Source organism: Pelotomaculum propionicicum (assembly GCF_004369225.1).
GTDB classification, from domain to species: Bacteria; Bacillota; Desulfotomaculia; order Desulfotomaculales; family Pelotomaculaceae; genus Pelotomaculum_B; species Pelotomaculum_B propionicicum.
This window is the reverse complement of record NZ_QFFZ01000026.1, coordinates 1-15779: the sequence shown is the minus strand read 5'-3', so window position 1 is coordinate 15779 and position 15779 is coordinate 1. Positions and strand designations below refer to the sequence as shown.

The following is a 15779-nucleotide window of genomic DNA, read 5'->3' as shown; positions in this document are numbered from 1 at the left end:
TGGCAAAACGGCGCCCAGGCGGATAAATATTACTTTACATGAACCTTTTCCCACCCCTGATTCTATAATAGTATAGGGGTGGTATCTTTATGCTCTATGCAAGCAGATATTTGCGGATTATGGATCCTTTAATGCAGGGACCCGACATCCAGTATATACAAAGGCGGCTTACCGAGCTGGGTTTTTATAAAGGTCCTGTTGACGGTGTTTACGGCCCGGAAACCCGCGACGCCGTGATCAGGGCGCAGCAGAGTTTTGGCCTGCTCACGGACGGTATTGTCGGTCCCGACACCTATAATGCCATCGGCCTCAGCCCCAAGGATGAAGTCACAGTCGCGCCCGAATATATAATTGCTATCGATACCCGCACCTTGGAACTAACCCTGAGCCGGTTCGGGCGGCAAGTCGCTGCATTTCCGGTGGCTGTCGGCACACCAGAAACACCTACACCCCTGGGGGACTGGAAAATCATCCAAAAAACCGAAAACCCGGGCGGCCCCTTTGGTGTGCGTTGGATGCGGATAAACTGCCCGTGGGGAGGGTACGGCATTCACGGCACAGACAACGAGGCCTCCATCGGCAAACCAGTCAGCCACGGCTGTGTCCGGATGCATAACAGCGACGTCATCCGGGTATATGACCTGGTGGCTCTCGGAACCAGGGTGAAGATAATCGGCGATGCGTTTACGGGAAGACTGCTGCGCATTGGCGTGGACCCCGGCGCCGATGTGGTGCGCGTCCAGCAAATTTTACAGATGCTCGGCTATTACCGGGGCGACCTGGACGGGTTCTACGGCCCTGTTACAGAAGCGGCGGTGATCAATTTTCAGCGTGACCAGGGGCTGAGCCCGGACGGCATTGTCGGCCCGGAGACCTATGATCGGCTGCAGCTGGTTAATGACCTGGCGCTGGGAGACAGGAGGCCATAGCTTTTTGTTACACCTTCACATTAAACGTTTTTCATAATAATGATGGGACAGCTCAAAATTTTGAGACAGCCCCATCATTTACTTCCTTATATGATGATCTAAGTAAGGCTTTTACTACCTGACGTAGTTAACGTATTCACCTGCCTTAATTTCCTTTTCCATAAAATCTTTTTCTGCCGCATAGCCGGTAATCACACCGGCCAGTGGTGTAAATCCTTCCGGTATCCCCACTTCATTAATCAGTTCAGGAGCCACAGAAAAGGCGGCCAGGAAACCGGTCAGGTAAACAGAACCTAAACCCAAAGCAGTCGCTGCAATCAAAATGTTTTCGCCTGCACATGCCACATTTGCCCCCGCTCCATTGTACGGGGTGTCGTTTTTGCCGGATAAAACCAGTAAAGTCGGCGCGTTATAGAATGGGGTGAAGCCCTCTCCTTCATTAAAAGCTTGCGCTGCTGCCTTAATCAGTTTGCCGAGCAGTTCCTTGTTTTGGATCACCGATATATGCACTGACCCTGCTGTGCCCCCTGCCTTGGGCGCCGCGTCTCCCGCGAATAGGAGTGTTTCCAGCTGCTTGTCCGAAATCTGCTCCGCTGTGAAACCCCTCGTACTTTTTCTCCTGGCGATAGCCTGCAAAGCATCCATTTTTCATTCTCCTTTTACTGCTGTTTTAAATAGTTAGATATCTAACTTACAATAATTATTATAATTAGACATCTAACCAAAGTCAAGACAAAAATTAGACATCTAACATATCTCGCAAAAAAATACTCCTTTTAAAGGAGGCTAGAATCTTCGCAAAATGTTTTCCAGGAGTTTTTCAAAATTTTCTCCTTCAGTTTCAGTTAACCCGCAATAAATAATTGCATTTAGCCGCGCTGAAACTTCGTTGAAAACAGGCTGCAGTGCAACTCCTTTTTCAGTCAGGTTAATATAGGTTATCCTGTTATCGCCGGCATCTTTTTCTCTGGTCACATATCCCAACTCAACCAGCTTATTGACCAGAACCGTGACCGTAGGTTTAGTCCGGTGGATATATTCAGCCAGGTCCTTCATGGTCACAGGGCCATTTTGATAAAGACAGGCCAAAATATCGCCATGTGAGGGGACAATCCCTTCCACACCGTGCTTCTCAAGTTCTGATATGATCAACCTGTTAGCACTGTCTCTGATACGGCCGATTAGTGATACAGCGGTTTTCTTTAACATGACCTTATTATAGTTAGACTTCTAACCAAGGTCAAGATATGTTGCCTCTGTTACACTATCAGCCAGCCGGCGTCTGTACTCATCAAGATGTTCAGGCAGCCGTAGTCCTGCGGAATTTTCAATATATATTTGAGGGGTATTTCCTTGGCCCAGTTGACAATGACCCTGTTAACGCCCGCGTGTCCCACAATAAGTATGCTGCCATGCGCGGAAGCTAGTATTTCATCCAGGGCGGCGAGTACCCTGGCGGCGCACTGGGCAAAGCTTTCACCCCCGGGCGGCCGGTAATTGATAATGTCGGCGCCCCGCCTTTCATACTCGCCGGGATAGGAACGGCGTACCTCGTCAAAGGTCAGGCCGTCCCACAGCCCCATGTCGATTTCCCGCAGGTCTTTCCTGACCACAGGTTCCATATCTTGCTTTTCGCAGATAATCCTGGCGGTGGAGACCGACCGGATCAGGTCGCTGCAAAAGATGCGGCTAAACCGCAGGCGGGCCAGTTGGTCGCGCAGGCGGGCGCCTGGGCCCTGCCGGTCTCGCTCAGCGGCAGGTCTGTATGGCCGATATAGCGCTTTTTGCCGCCGGTGTCAATTTCTCCGTGCCGCACGAGGTAGATTACTTGCGGCTTCACTTTTTTACACTTTCCCGAAGGGGCAGGCGGAGAACCTGCAGGTCGGGCATTCCAGACACAGTCCGCCGTGGCCCAAGGCCACAATGTCCCGGCGTTCAATTTCTTCTCCGGCCATGATGCGGGGCAGGACCAGGTCAAACACTGTCCGCTTGGAAAACATCACGCAGCCGGGCAGACCCAGCACGGGGGTTTTCCCGATGTACGACACCATAAACATGGCGCCCGGCAGGGCCGGAGCCCCGTAAGATACGATCTTTCCGCCCGCCGCCACCACACCGGCCGGAGTCAAATCATCGGGGTCGACCGACATGCCGCCAGTAATCACAATCAGGTCGGCTTTTTCAGCCAGCAAATCCTGGATTGCCCGCGCTATCATCCCGGTGTCGTCCGGCACGTTGATCTTCCTGAAAACGTAGCTGCCCAGTTTTACTATCTTTGCTTTGACCACCGGGCCGAACTTGTCCTCAATGCGCCCTTTATAGACTTCGCTGCCGGTAACGACCATCCCGACCCTCAGGCAGGCCAGGGGCTTGACTTCCACCAGGGGCCCGAACTGAGCCGCCCGCTCTTCTACCTGCTCAATGATTTTTTCGTCTATGACCAGCGGGATGACCCTGGTGCCGGCGACTACTGTATCTTTTTCAACTACCTGGTTGGTATGCAGTGAGGCCAGCATCACCTGCTCAATATCGTTGACTGCGTTAAGTCCGGCGGTATCTATCTTTAAGAGCCCCTTCATACTGGCCAGCAGGTTTATTTTGCCTTCTTTGGGCTCGGTCATGGTGACGCCGTACCCGGCCACGGCGCATGCCATGCGCCTGGCGGCCTCGTCTTCATGCAGGAAGCCTTCTCTGTTTTCCCAGACGTAAAGGTTTTCCTTACCGATCTCCAGCAGTAAGGGTATATCTTCTTTCTTTACCACATGGCCTTTTTTGAAAACACGCCCTTTAAACTTGCCGGGGACAATCCTGGTCAGGTCGTGGCAGAGAATCATGCCTACCGCGTTTTCAACCGGCACCTTAAGCATACTTTTCATCTCCCTTGCAATATGTTTTGTCAAAATGAATGTCCGGCGCCGGCACGCTCTCAACGGGACGTCCTATTATTTTTTCTATCTTGAGCATAATCAGCTCGGCTTGTCTCAGCCTTTTCGCCACGGCGGCGCACGCCTGCGGGTCGCCCTGATATTTTTTCAGCGCGGCGGCAAAGCGGTCTTTGACGGAGACGATGTATTTCCCCTTGACCATCTTGTCGGCCAGGAAGACAACTTCGGCTTCGGTGAGAGGGTGGGACTCGTCTGCTTCGATATCCATGTGCGCTCCCACCACCGCCGCCACCAAAGGGTAGCCCCTGGCTTCCAGCAGCCTTGCCCCGGCCTGCGCGTGGTCGGGCTCGCTGCGGGCAAGGTCATGCAGCAGGGCGCCGGCCATGATTAAGTTTTTATCCAGTCCCGCCCCGGCTTGATTCAGCCGGGCGGCCAGTTCTTTGGCTATAACCGCGACCATGGAGCAGTGTTCTTTGACTTGTTCCCCCACCCCGGTTTCATGTAAAATTTGCCTGCATTCATCAAGGGTGGGTATGGATTTTCTTCTATGGTAGCTCTGGAGGTAAAGGTAGTCTTCCGGTGTGTCCATATCCAGCAGCACGATATCTGAGATTCTCAAGCCTTTGCCGGAGGTTGGTGTTTCTGTTGTGCTCATCACCACACGGACAGCTCCTTTTTGCAACAGAAAATATCAATTTTTTAAATTGAGTATATTGTCAAAATGACTACATGAATAGTAGTTAATGACACGCATGTAGTAAAGACTACAATAATAGTTAAAAAATTAACAACCTCGCAGTAAAACTACGAGGCATAGGGGGTTTAAAGCGTTTAAAACAGAAAATACAATGTTTAATGCTTTGTCAAAATGACCTCATTAATAGTAATTTGACCTACTGACTGAACTTGCTGACAAACCGTAACCAGTATCATTTACTGCATAATCCCAAAATTCATCTACACCTGTCCAAGTTGGTGTGCGATTTGAATTACTATACCAGAACCACCTTTGATTATAACTGGGATTGCCAACTGTATCAAAAGGTATGTCACCCTTATAGAGGCAGATGCTAATAAAATTAGTGCAATCTCCACCCTCGCTACTAGTATAAGTATACCATGGAGAGGGATTATTTGAATAAGCATATTGATAAGCCCATGCTGCTGCATAAGAAGCATTGTAAGGCTGCAAGCTTAGTGTATTTGCAAAACTCTGGCTAGCCTTATAAGGTGTTGAAGCTTTAGCCTTTTTCTCCAGTAATTCTTCCTTGCTCCATTCAAGTATTATTTCCTTGGCTTGGGAAGCAGTGTTGCCTTTTTCTATTAATGCTGCTAAATTTTTCTTTGTATGATTATTACTACTATCACTGGTTATGAGCCAGTTATTATTAATCTTTTCGAGTTTTATAATATGATCATCACGCATTCCCGAGCAAATATTCGGAGAAGCATTCTGATAAAAGTCAATAATTTCTTTTACTTTTACATCAGGATGTGGCCAGGGGCAGCTGAAAGTGGGCCGAAGGTCTGCACGCGGCAAAGTCCATAGTGCGGCGGACTCCCACCACCAGGGTCCTTTTCGAAGGAAAAGCGGCTGATAGGGCAGATAAACGGCTTGTACTGTATACCCGACATGGAAAAGTTCAGACAGTACAAGGGCTCGGTTGGCGACTGTATGTCAGACGGAAAATAGCTGGATAGGCTGTGCGGATACCCATGCGCGGCCATTAGGCCATGCAAGTATTCCCCGGCTAATCAACCCCTTTCACATATACTGCAATTGCCACTGCTCCTATGCCTTGCATAATAATCTTAAAAAGAGCCTGGCCAATAATAGCAACGGGTATGAGCTGCCAGGGTATAAAGCCCATCCCGAGTGGGCTCAAGCCAATTATGACGAATATACCGGAATCCAGAATTCCTCCCGCTAAGCCAGACCACCACACCCGCCATGCCATAGGTAATTTCAGCCTTGAATAGATTTCAGTGTCAGATGACTCACTGGCTGCAAACGCACAGGCCGAGGCTATTACGATTGTAAGTGGATCGCCCAGGGCCTTAGCTGTAATGGCAGACAAGATAAGGGCAAGGACAATAAAATAATATGTTTTCCTCCTCCCATACCTGTTCTGAACTAAATCACGGAGGATAAAGCTGGCTGCGATTGTAAACGTACCCGGTGAAATAAGCAACGGCCCCAATTGCAGAGGGGGAATTTGCGCAGACAAGAAGTTCGCCAAAAGAATTGATAAAATATAAAAGAATATTGACATTAACAAACCTCTTTTTTAAATGAAGTCCGGGGGACAAACACTTTAAGGTCGCTGCAAAAGATACGGCTAAACCGCAGGCGGGCCAGTTCGTCGCGCAGGCGGGCGGCCTGGGCCCTGCCGGTCTCGCTCAGCGGCAGGTCTTTTCTTGCCTTTCTTAGGCTTGCGCTTAGGTTTGCGAACCTTTTTAGAGAGATAGGGAGAATCAGCCAGCCATAGGCGCTTCAAAAAATCGTAAAAGGTTCCAACCCCCGGGACATCATCAGGAGAAAAACCGCTAAGAATTGCCCAGAGGGGAAAAGCCTTTAGCTTCTTGACCCAATCATCTATAGAACTACAATGAGTCATCTCCATTAGAATCAGAGAGCGAAACATATCAACGGGATCACGGGCAGGAGCACCGCGTCGATAAGAGTAACGAAACCGGACAATGTTTGATATTGAGGTTAAATCAGTGAACCAAACCCTTGTTAACTCTCGATGATAAATTAATACCGTACCAATGTAGCCCTTTTCCAGGTAATGAAGCTTGATCTGTTCGGTTGGGAAATTCTTGAAATTCCTGATGTGAACGCGAGGATTTTAACAAAAAGACCACCAACCCAGAATCGTTATTTGGCAAAAAATGCCTCATTCGCGATTATGGAGGCGATCTGAATTTGTCAAGCCAACATATGTTCTATTTGAAGCCATTGGAGGAAAAAACAAAAATGGCCCAAGGCGTAAGCCTTGAACCATATATGCTTTCGGATTTCCGAAAGTCTACAATTTGTATGAGGAGGGCAGCATGTTCCTCGAGTCAAATCTGTTGCTGAACCATCCCTCCGCGGTGTACTTCCAAACGCTGCTTCCTTCAGAGCTGATTCGTATCACCCAGGCGAACCTGTCTAAGGCGATGGCGGCGGATTACGAGATAACGCTGGACATCGTGGGCTCCATTTCCCATAAATATTACTCCGCCATGGATCAGGTGCGGGAGAACTACAACCACAACGCCACCTGGAAGGTTTACAACATGCTTTTGATTCTCGCGGAAAATTTCGGCACATGCCGCGATAACCGGATTATGATTAATTTGAAGGTAAGCCAGCAGATGCTCAGCAATCTTCTTGGTATCAACCGCATCACCACCGTGAAAATCATCAAGGAGATGAAGGACCTGGAGCTGATTGAACAGGTGAATGGATTTTACTGCATCCGCGATATCAAGAAGCTCAGGCATTATAAACAGCTGGCCGGCGCTGTCGGCGAATAACCCTTCCCGCATTGCCTCCCTTTTTTCGTTTATTCTTCTCGGAAATTATTAAAATCCTTACTTGCAATAAAACACCGCTTCCAGCCCTTTCGGCATAAAAGCGGTGTTTGTCTTCAGTCTGAAACGCCCTATCGGGCGGTTTCTCCTTCTAGAAATATTCCCATAGAAATTGATCCTATTGCCGATCGCCGACCTGCATGAGGACCTGGCCGCCGAACAGAAAGCCAGGGCCACCTACGAGACTGATCCAGCTCACCGACAACCCCGGCATCAAAGACACCTTAAGATTTTTGAGAGAAAGAGAAGTAGTCCACTTCCAGCGCTTCGGCGAGACGTTAAACGATGTTCAGGCGTACCTGGAAGTAAAGAAGTTTTATTAAACGACAAACGTCGCTGTAAACTTATCAGCAGCGTTATTTTATTAACTAGGGATTCTTAATGACCGGCTTTTTAAAATGAAACTCCTTTTCTACCTCTGTCATTAAAGAATTGACTTCCCCAACAGCTTTTAGGGCTTCGTTTATTTTTATATGAGGTTTTAGTTCAATGATTCGTTTGGCCCGTGCTTGTGCTGATTTATCCATGTCCTCTTCCAACGTAACAAATAGTGCCGTCGCCAACCGCTCCAGTTCGGCAACACGGAACCCCGCCAATTTTTTTGCAGCAAAATCAATTTGCCGTCCATACTCTTTGGTGGTTTTTGGATAAAGCTCTTTCAGCCTTTCCGCAGCCTCTCCGGGAATAAGCGAAGGGCCATACGGATAAGGTTTGCTTTGAATCTCAATAATCATATTGGCCCGCATAACACCAAGCTCATCCTTCAAATCAAAAGAAAACGGCCCGTGCTTATAAAGAATAAATTCGTAACCTGTAGGCACCCCCAACATCTCCTGTAGGAAGTAAAGGCTTTTCTGGATGTGGGTCTCACCACACCAACTGCCATACAGGTTCAGCCTTTCAATTAATGACAGCACCACCGTTTGGCGCTTCATGTCTTCCATTAGGTTACCCCCCCAAAGGAATTATTTTTATGATATCATTCCTGTTTTTCTTCAGCCACTCGTCAGCTTGCTTAACCAGATCCGGCCTGATAAAAATATAATCAAAAGAAGCAATGGGAAGCTTCTGCATGATTTCCGACAATTCATAAGATGATAATATGCACCCGTCGCTACGCAAAACAGGGAATTCTATGGCGCTGTTTTTGTCCGTGTAAGGGTCCCTCCGGACCGCCCCTGCGCCGAATTCCGAAACGATTGCCTCATAAATCAACCGTCCGGCATCAGGGTTTATTCTCATGTCTCCCGGATTCTTTTCGTATAATTTCCGGTAATGTTCCCGTTTGACAATCCGTCGGGCCGGGTCATGGCCCCATTGAGATATGTATGTTAACTTCTTGGGTAACAATATCAAAAACCCGCCCGGCCAACTCCATGACCCCAAGGGAATGCTCAAACCGCTTATGTGTTGCCCCGGGATAAACCAGATAAGACATCGCCAGTTGATGGATATGGCGCAAGCGCTGGAAAGGGAATGAATTCAGGACTTTTCTTTCGTCGTTATCTAGTTTGATAAAAACATGAACTGGATCCCTTATTTCATGGTAAATCTTTGTCATCAGCAGAACCGCTCTCAAATTTTTTTGGAGACCTATTTAAAAAATAACTAATGAATCATTCATTTTTAACCAATATAACCTACAACAACTAGATGTTCTTATAGGAATTATATCAAACATATGTTCTCATGGCAATTGGTTTTGGAAAACAAAAATGCATTTTATCATTCTTGTAAATTGGAGTGATCTCCAGGAAGGAATTTTCACAAATCCCTCTTTTTTGAGTGCTCCAGTAATTTCTTCCGAATCTCCATATCATAAAGCAATATCAATTTGGAAATAGTTCCCATCCGAGTTTTATCCGAACATTTTTACTCTTATAAACAGTTATATATCCCTTCCGCGCCATCACGGCAATCAGGTCATCCACCTTTCCGGCGAACTGTGTACGGGGCAACCCTCTCGTCTTAATATTCCATCGTTGCAGAATATAGGTCGGCATATTATCCCGCACACAGGATTGATTAGGCCTCTCGTGCAAAATATCAATGATAACTTTGCTTAAAAATTCCTGTTTAACCCTTAAGGCTTCGTGTATATTCTGCGGTATTACTTCATCTTTTTTACCTGAATATTGTTTGCCTATTTGACTTGGTTCCTGTTCTGCATCTTCAATATCGTCATAGCCGTTTTCATCAGTGCGGTCTTCAACAACGATATGTTCCTCATTATCCAAATCTTCGTCATATTTTAGTTCTTCTTGGTCATTATCAATATTAACAGGTAAGATGCCCCTTATATGTAAAGCAGACCAAAGAGACTCAAGTGCTTTCTCCGGATTCGCATAGTAACAACACTCCCGTATTCGGAAGAAATGCCAGCCACAACGCTCCAGTTTTCTCTGCCGTTCCATGTCGGCCGAGTATTCGCTCGCCCCGTGCCAGAAATCGCCGTCGCATTCCACTGCCAGCTGTGCCTTTTGACCCTGCACGACTAGGTCGATACGCTTACCTGCAAACTCAAATTGAGGTACAACTCTATATCCCCGATTGGCAATAGTGAGAGCAACATCCAACTCAAACCAGCTTTCAAAGGGTTGCGGCGGTTTTTCAATCTGCCGGTTTGCCCTGAATGCCTTCTCCCGCAGTTCGTCCGCACCTTCACCAAGAGCCTGGGCAATCCGGTTCACAGGATTATAAAAATAGTTAAGCAATCTTCGTCTAAAGCAATGATCGCTTAAATGATTTCTGGTCACAGAATGGAACAGCCACATCTGGTCTTTGGCCCGACTGGCCGCAACATTAAACCTGCGCTGATCTGCCGCCTGGGTCAAAACGCCGATCCTCTCGTTTGGCGCCGCTACCATGCTGAGAAACATGACGTCGCGCTCGTCCCCTTGGAAGCTGTATGGATTGCCGCATATCAGCCGCCGTTTTTTCATTTCCTCCGCGCCAAGTCTTTTTAGCAGCATATCCTCAATCAGATAAGCTTGGGCTTCGCCCTGGAGGGTAATAACGCCCATATCCATCCCCTGGTATCGTTCATCCAGGCAGCAGTTCACTAGCGCCTCAACCACGGCCTCAGCTTCCGGGCGGTTTATAACCCGTTGACCAGCACCCTCGCGGTAGCCGCTCTCTACATAAACCGCTTTGAGTGGTTCTAGTCTACCCGGCAGGTACTGCCTGAGGGGGATAAGAGGGTCCGTCCGGTAGCAAAAATCGTTGCTGAAATGGATGATTTCCGGCATGCAGCGGAAGTGCTCCCGTAGGGTAATTCTATTGCTGAACCGGATTCGACCATGATCAAATAGGCTATTTTCAACATCAAATGTATCGGCATGCTCGAAGTCGTAGAGAAAGTCGCGCATAAGCCGCTGTACCTGGTCTCTGCTCACACCGACCGCTTCCGGGCTGATCTGCCTATCATCCCCGATTACCAGAATACGTTTGCCGAGATAAAGCAGCGGTAGGGCTTCGGGGCCGCATTGGGAGGCTTCGTCAACAATTATGACATCAAAGATGCCGACGCCGGCCTCGACAGTCTCATAAACCCGGTGGATCGGCATAATCCAGGCAGGCACCGCATCCCGGCACTTGTTTAAGTGCAGTTGTGCATTTCGCCGATAAGTATGGGCATGTTTTCCCGTACCCTTACCATATAGCTTTATGGCTCGCTGCCAAGCTGCAAGATGTCGGCGGTGATCTTCCTGCATGCGGGAAAAGCAAAATTGCCAGCTCTTGAGAGAGGCAAGCTCTGCAAGATCTCTCTTGATATCCTGGTCAAACCTTTGGGAATACCGCTCAAGGCTCTCTGAATCCGTGCTCAAAAAAGCTTCCAGCCAGCTTTTTGCTCGTGCCCATGCCCATGCCTTGTCCAGCATATTGAGACGCTTCGACCATTCACGCGGTTCAGTGCTACAGGCTAGCATCCCGGCAAGCTGTGGCGCCTCTCTTGCCAGCTTATCGATCGTTTGCCGCTTTTTCTGCATGGAAACCGCCTTGCGACGCAGGTCCCGTGCATGGTCCAAAAGGCGACAGTACTGATCCATATCTCTTTTTCTGAATGCTTCAGCAATTTCTCCGACAATCTGATGAGTATCGTTCCTGGATGCAAGCATAATAGACAAACGCCCCAGCACCTTATCAATTTCCTTCTCAGTTTCCAGCAACTCTAACTGGGCTAAGACGGCCAGGCATTTATTCCTAAGTTTATAAAGCGACGCTACATCCTCCCAGTGAGGGCTAAGGAGTCCTGATATATTCTTCACGCACTCTTTTGTCTTTTCCTTGAGATCATAGAGTGTGAGGATGCTTTTAAGCGCTTCGTGCAACTCCTCAATTTCCGCAATCTGCAAGGGAAAGGGACCGTGATGGCGGTCCGTTTTCCCGGACCATAATGTCCAGATATAATCAAGCCGCTGTTCTACACTCAGATAATCGATAAGCTTCTCAATAGTTTCAATGTTGCTACAATCGAGCCCGTCCACCCTGACCCGGTCGAAAAGCCCCCAGTACTCCCGCACGGCCTTGGGTTTAAAGAACAAAAATCCCCTGCCGCCGCCAGCCTTGAAGTGTTCCTGGAGGGCTTTAGCACCGTGGAGAAGCCTTTTCCGGTCTACACCTTCAGGAATGACGACACTTAATGCATCAACACGTAAGGCAGCGTCACGAAGTCCTTCCGCATGGGCAACTGACAGCTTAAGCAATTCCTTCCATGGCATATCCTTGTCAGTCTGTACATCATAGACCGCCTTGGATATCCAGGCCATGGGCCTTTTCAAAATATTTTCCACCGCCACCGCAAGTTCCTCGATGCTTTGAGTTAGCTGTTCTATCTGAACCTTTCCGGCGTGCAGAAGCGCCCGTATTTCCGGTGAATGCAGATGTGCTGCGTTTGCGGCCACTTTCTGCTGTGCGGCCTGTTCCTGCAGGAAAAGAGTACGGATGAAATCTACATGAGGAAGGTCAGCATCGGGATCGGGGATGAATTTATTTAATTGTTTTTCGACTTCCGCATCAAACTCATTAATGCCTCGAATAAGGCATTGGATTTCCTCTTGCGAAACAGGCAGCGCCACCTCAGGTGCTATACGGTCTAAAAACCAGGAATAATTTTCTTCCTCTTCTTTAAGCTGCCGGGCTATCTCGGCTGCCGTCCCTCTATAGTCACCATCTGCAACGATATGTTTGAATGTCTCCGATTCCCTCAGCGCCATGAGCTTACCGTTAGTTTCGGCTTTGGCCATCCTGTTTGTCTGGATCTGGCTTTCTAATTGGCGGATGCGCTGGTCGACATTGAGGTCATTTCTTCTATCGAGTCTCGTAAGGATACCGGTAACGCTTTTTTCTAGGGATTCCTTCTCCTCGGTACCGCTCCCGAGAAGATTGACGCATAGCGGCTTGATTTCTCCAGGCAACTTGTCATGCAGCACCTGCAGAGCTCGCGGCGTCTTGGCTGTTACCAGCACCCGCCTGCCGGTGGCCAGGAGATGGCAGATAAGGTTGGCGATGGTGAGTGTTTTTCCAGTTCCAGGCGGCCCCTGCACCAGGACACCCTTCTGACGGTCGAGAGTCATGATAATACGGCGCTGCTCATCGTTTGCGGGCAATGGGAAATAAATTTCAATTTCTCCGGGAGGTCTTCCGCCTTCTGTTTCATTTATCTGTTGAGCCTCACCAGTATCAAGACTCTCACACAGGTCGAGAAACTCATCAGGTATCTTCCCGCCAACCTCAATTTGCTCTTTCATTTTTGTGAGAAATTGCTCAAGACCACGCAGAGAACGTTTACGGAGGACTACGGCCGGCGCGTATTCAACAATAGGCTTATCAGATGGAGACTTGTGTTGTGGTTCCAGGCGGTCTTTATAGTATTCTCCTTGACCGCTGTCTGCAAGGGAATTGGCAAACGCCGCAAGAAGTGAATCAACCACCGATCGGTCCCATATGCTATCATGCAAGGCTTTTCTGCCATTCTCTATTAACTTTCTTGCGTTCTCCGGTTGATCCTCCACTTCAAGCATATCCAATTCGATGTCAACTTGGTCTAAGTCTGCGGAAGGCCCAACAATGAACTTGCCAAGATGAGGCTCAAATTCCAGCGAAGCCTTGGTAACGATTAGATGTCTCTTTACGTTGTGACCTGACGGTGTCCGCCAGGTGAGAAGCCCCATACAATAGACAAGCTCATATTGTTCGCCGAGCTTCTGCTGCTCCTGGTAGATGCGAAAAAGATCAGCATACACTTTCTGCACGGCAATATGCCGGCTAAAAAGCTCAGCCCAAGGCAGCCATTGTTTTTCTAGATACTCATCCCAGGTTTTTTGCACCTCAGGATAATCCTGCAGGGAAAACTCTTCGCTGACCGTAAATATAGCATCAGTATCAGCTTCTCTCTTTTCCCTGTTAACCGTAATGGTTTCATAAAGCAGCGGAAGGTCCTCTATACTCCTTAACTTTTCGCGGTTTATCCAGTCTCGACATATATCCGGAACCTCGGGCAGCCTTGGTTCCGGGAATTTCTTCACCTCAATCCAAACAGCATCACCATGTTCGTCCTCCTGACCCCAGGCGCGCGAAAAGCAATACCTTAGTTCCTGGGGAATATTGTGTACCCAGAGGACTTTCCGGTATTCTTCATAACTCCGGGTGATCTTAGAGTTAATTCTCGCTAGTTCAGTGAGGTACCCAACCAGCCTTATGACTTTATCATTTTTTATTTTTTTGTTGTCTATCGAGTAATCTTTGTTTTTCATTATCTCAACACTTTGTTCAATTAAATTTAGTTGAGCAGCATTTTAGTAGCAACTAACGCTTTAAGTATGATTGCCAGGAGGTATATTGATTGTAATATTATCGATAACTTGTTCTCTTAACGGTTAGTTTCAGAATTAATACACAGTTCCAAAGACATAAACACCAAGATACTCTCCATTATATACCTACCCCTATCATAAGCTATACGGGCATGATGTAAATCTCTCAGGAGTTAATCATAATATCATCACGCAGGTGGAATCGTCTATGGTTGTCTAGTTTGATAAAACACGTATTGGATACCTTATATTATGGTAAATTTTTGACAACTACTACCATTTTGAAGCCTTCCAGGAAACCTATTCTACAAATAACTAATTAATCCTCCAATTTCCACCAATAGAGTTTGCAGTATCTTTTTTAACTAGGTGCTAATGCTATTCAGGTTTTGGCAGCAGAGTCTGGAGACCCTCAAACAGATGCCGTGCCAGATGGAAGAGAACCTGATTATCGGAAAAGCTACACCTCCTTAGTTCCGGAACCACCTGACGTAACACTTTTAATGGCTAACAACACACCCGCTTTACTTCTCACTCCAAAGCTGCTTTATCTCTTCAAAATAAAGCTGACAATAGGTTTTATAAAAGAATAAACGCCGCTGTAAACACTTATCAACGGCGTTGTTTTTCCGTATCCCGGACTTTCTTTAAACAGGTCTGCCTTTTAATCATCTATTTCATGCCTTTTTTAAACCTCTCCTTGTGCTCGTACATTTTCATATCCGCCATTTCGATCAGCGCATCAATGGATTTTTCATTATCCGCATCCACTTGGATAATCCCAAAACTGAAAGATATATGATAGGGGTTCCGTTTTCCTTCGTTGTCAGCGTCGATATTCGCTGTGATCCTGTTGATGATTGCGTCCGCATTATCTTTGGCGCACTGCGGGAAAATAATCATGAATTCATCTCCGCCCAGCCTGCACAGGATATCGCTTTCACGGATAACTCCTTTAATATATTTACATACCGACACCAAAAGTCCGTCGCCTTCAAAATGACCAAAGTTGTCATTGACATATTTCAGACCATTGACATCTATATAGCAAATGGAAAAAACATCTTTGTTTCTTTTCTGTGCTTTTACCTGGTTTTCGAGCAACGCCAGGCCGGTGCCCCTGTTGTATGCGCCGGTCAGCGTATCGGTTGTCGCTAAATACTGGAGTTTCTCCTCAGCTTTGATGCGATTCTTTATTTCCTTCTTCAAATCTTCCTGAATCCGGTGGAGGTATTCCTGCTGCCCGTCGCCGATCCTGACAATCTTTTCAACTTCTCTTAGAAGCTTCCCGAACTGGTCGGCAAGAATCCGGTATGGTTCCAGCAAAGTGTTACCTGCGTACTTTCTGCTGCTGATTAAAGCTTCGGCTTCTTTCAAAATCCTTTTTTCAGATTCAAAAAGGTTAGATTCTTGCTTGCTCATAACATCACCTTCATAAAAATGTATTTGCTAAACTAAAAGTGTACCAATTTTAACCCATTGATCACCAAAAAGTTGACCACCCGATCAAACCAATCCTGTACACTGTAACTGGAAATTAACAGGCGTACAGGAGGAAAGGAAATGAT

At 47.4% G+C, this 15779-nt stretch carries 14 protein-coding genes and 4 pseudogenes; 3 read left to right on the top strand and 15 right to left on the bottom strand.

Annotated elements, in window-relative coordinates:
* The first annotated feature begins 89 nt into the window (after positions 1–89).
* Complete coding sequence (locus tag Pmgp_RS11755) at positions 90–929, top strand: L,D-transpeptidase family protein (protein ID WP_134214173.1); 840 nt, start codon at positions 90–92, stop codon at positions 927–929.
* A gap of 114 nt (positions 930–1043) precedes the next feature.
* Here the strand turns inward: Pmgp_RS11755 and Pmgp_RS11750 are convergent, their stop codons facing one another.
* From Pmgp_RS11750 to Pmgp_RS20915, 10 genes and pseudogenes are all read right to left on the bottom strand, one after another.
* Positions 1044–1574, bottom strand: a complete 531-nt coding sequence (locus tag Pmgp_RS11750) for a nitroreductase family protein (protein WP_134214172.1) — start codon at positions 1572–1574, stop codon at positions 1044–1046.
* 141 nt (positions 1575–1715) lie between these two features.
* On the bottom strand, positions 1716–2138 hold the full coding sequence (locus tag Pmgp_RS11745; RefSeq protein WP_134214171.1) for a MarR family winged helix-turn-helix transcriptional regulator: 423 nt from the start codon (positions 2136–2138) through the stop codon (positions 1716–1718).
* A gap of 50 nt (positions 2139–2188) precedes the next feature.
* A pseudogene (gene cobC, locus Pmgp_RS11740) lies at positions 2189–2745 on the bottom strand (alpha-ribazole phosphatase).
* A gap of 28 nt (positions 2746–2773) precedes the next feature.
* Positions 2774–3796 (bottom strand): molybdopterin-binding protein, encoded by a 1023-nt coding sequence (locus Pmgp_RS11735; RefSeq protein ID WP_134214202.1) that lies wholly within the window; start codon positions 3794–3796, stop codon positions 2774–2776.
* Positions 3789–4469: an HD domain-containing protein gene (locus tag Pmgp_RS11730; RefSeq protein WP_134214170.1), complete on the bottom strand. Its 681-nt coding sequence runs from the start codon at positions 4467–4469 to the stop codon at positions 3789–3791. The genes Pmgp_RS11735 and Pmgp_RS11730 overlap by 8 nt, the downstream gene beginning before the upstream one ends.
* 222 nt (positions 4470–4691) lie before the next feature.
* Positions 4692–5240 carry an amidase domain-containing protein gene (locus tag Pmgp_RS11725; protein WP_134214201.1) on the bottom strand — a complete coding sequence of 183 codons (549 nt, stop codon included), beginning with the start codon at positions 5238–5240 and terminating at the stop codon, positions 4692–4694.
* 64 nt (positions 5241–5304) lie between these two features.
* Positions 5305–5403 (bottom strand): annotated as a pseudogene (locus Pmgp_RS20715) (spore photoproduct lyase family protein); the annotation flags it as partial.
* A 162-nt stretch (positions 5404–5565) separates the two neighbouring features.
* Positions 5566–6087, bottom strand: a complete 522-nt coding sequence (locus Pmgp_RS11720; RefSeq protein WP_134214169.1) for a VUT family protein — start codon at positions 6085–6087, stop codon at positions 5566–5568.
* Positions 6087–6281, bottom strand: a complete 195-nt coding sequence (locus Pmgp_RS20330) for a histidine phosphatase family protein (RefSeq protein ID WP_282432902.1) — start codon at positions 6279–6281, stop codon at positions 6087–6089. The genes Pmgp_RS11720 and Pmgp_RS20330 overlap by 1 nt, the downstream gene beginning before the upstream one ends.
* Before the next feature lie 34 nt (positions 6282–6315).
* A pseudogene (locus tag Pmgp_RS20915) lies at positions 6316–6573 on the bottom strand (transposase); the annotation flags it as partial.
* Positions 6574–6871: 298 nt separating this feature from the next.
* Here Pmgp_RS20915 and Pmgp_RS20320 point away from each other — a divergent pair.
* Together Pmgp_RS20320 and Pmgp_RS11700 are read left to right on the top strand one after the other, a co-directional pair.
* Positions 6872–7339, top strand: a complete 468-nt coding sequence (locus Pmgp_RS20320; RefSeq protein WP_243119821.1) for a Crp/Fnr family transcriptional regulator — start codon at positions 6872–6874, stop codon at positions 7337–7339.
* A 181-nt stretch (positions 7340–7520) separates the two neighbouring features.
* Positions 7521–7719: pseudogene (locus tag Pmgp_RS11700) on the top strand (manganese catalase family protein); the annotation flags it as partial.
* 45 nt (positions 7720–7764) lie between these two features.
* Here the strand turns inward: Pmgp_RS11700 and Pmgp_RS11695 are convergent.
* From Pmgp_RS11695 to Pmgp_RS11675, 5 genes are all read right to left on the bottom strand, one after another.
* Positions 7765–8340, bottom strand: a complete 576-nt coding sequence (locus Pmgp_RS11695; protein ID WP_134214167.1) for a hypothetical protein — start codon at positions 8338–8340, stop codon at positions 7765–7767.
* A 4-nt stretch (positions 8341–8344) separates the two neighbouring features.
* Entirely contained in the window at positions 8345–8638 is a 294-nt protein-coding gene (locus tag Pmgp_RS20090; RefSeq protein WP_205078018.1) for a hypothetical protein, read from the bottom strand.
* 64 nt (positions 8639–8702) lie between these two features.
* On the bottom strand, positions 8703–8957 hold the full coding sequence (locus Pmgp_RS20085) for a hypothetical protein (RefSeq protein ID WP_205078016.1): 255 nt from the start codon (positions 8955–8957) through the stop codon (positions 8703–8705).
* Positions 8958–9225: 268 nt separating this feature from the next.
* On the bottom strand, positions 9226–14151 hold the full coding sequence (locus Pmgp_RS11685) for an AAA domain-containing protein (protein WP_134214166.1): 4926 nt from the start codon (positions 14149–14151) through the stop codon (positions 9226–9228).
* 732 nt (positions 14152–14883) lie between these two features.
* Positions 14884–15633, bottom strand: coding sequence for a GGDEF domain-containing protein (locus tag Pmgp_RS11675; RefSeq protein WP_134214164.1), 750 nt, complete (start codon positions 15631–15633; stop codon positions 14884–14886).
* Positions 15634–15779: the final 146 nt, after the last annotated feature.

Coding starts and splice junctions, on each gene's coding strand:
- Pmgp_RS11675 (WP_134214164.1), bottom strand. CDS start 15,633: ATGAGCAAGCAAGAATCTAACCTTTTTGAATCTGAAAAAAGGATTTTG.
- Pmgp_RS11735 (WP_134214202.1), bottom strand. CDS start 3,796: ATGCTTAAGGTGCCGGTTGAAAACGCGGTAGGCATGATTCTCTGCCAC.
- Pmgp_RS11750 (WP_134214172.1), bottom strand. CDS start 1,574: ATGGATGCTTTGCAGGCTATCGCCAGGAGAAAAAGTACGAGGGGTTTC.
- Pmgp_RS11755 (WP_134214173.1), top strand. CDS start 90: ATGCTCTATGCAAGCAGATATTTGCGGATTATGGATCCTTTAATGCAG.
- Pmgp_RS11720 (WP_134214169.1), bottom strand. CDS start 6,087: ATGTCAATATTCTTTTATATTTTATCAATTCTTTTGGCGAACTTCTTG.
- Pmgp_RS11685 (WP_134214166.1), bottom strand. CDS start 14,151: ATGAAAAACAAAGATTACTCGATAGACAACAAAAAAATAAAAAATGAT.
- Pmgp_RS20090 (WP_205078018.1), bottom strand. CDS start 8,638: ATGAGAATAAACCCTGATGCCGGACGGTTGATTTATGAGGCAATCGTT.
- Pmgp_RS11725 (WP_134214201.1), bottom strand. CDS start 5,240: ATGCGTGATGATCATATTATAAAACTCGAAAAGATTAATAATAACTGG.
- Pmgp_RS20320 (WP_243119821.1), top strand. CDS start 6,872: ATGTTCCTCGAGTCAAATCTGTTGCTGAACCATCCCTCCGCGGTGTAC.
- Pmgp_RS20085 (WP_205078016.1), bottom strand. CDS start 8,957: ATGACAAAGATTTACCATGAAATAAGGGATCCAGTTCATGTTTTTATC.
- Pmgp_RS11730 (WP_134214170.1), bottom strand. CDS start 4,469: ATGAGCACAACAGAAACACCAACCTCCGGCAAAGGCTTGAGAATCTCA.
- Pmgp_RS11745 (WP_134214171.1), bottom strand. CDS start 2,138: ATGTTAAAGAAAACCGCTGTATCACTAATCGGCCGTATCAGAGACAGT.
- Pmgp_RS11695 (WP_134214167.1), bottom strand. CDS start 8,340: ATGGAAGACATGAAGCGCCAAACGGTGGTGCTGTCATTAATTGAAAGG.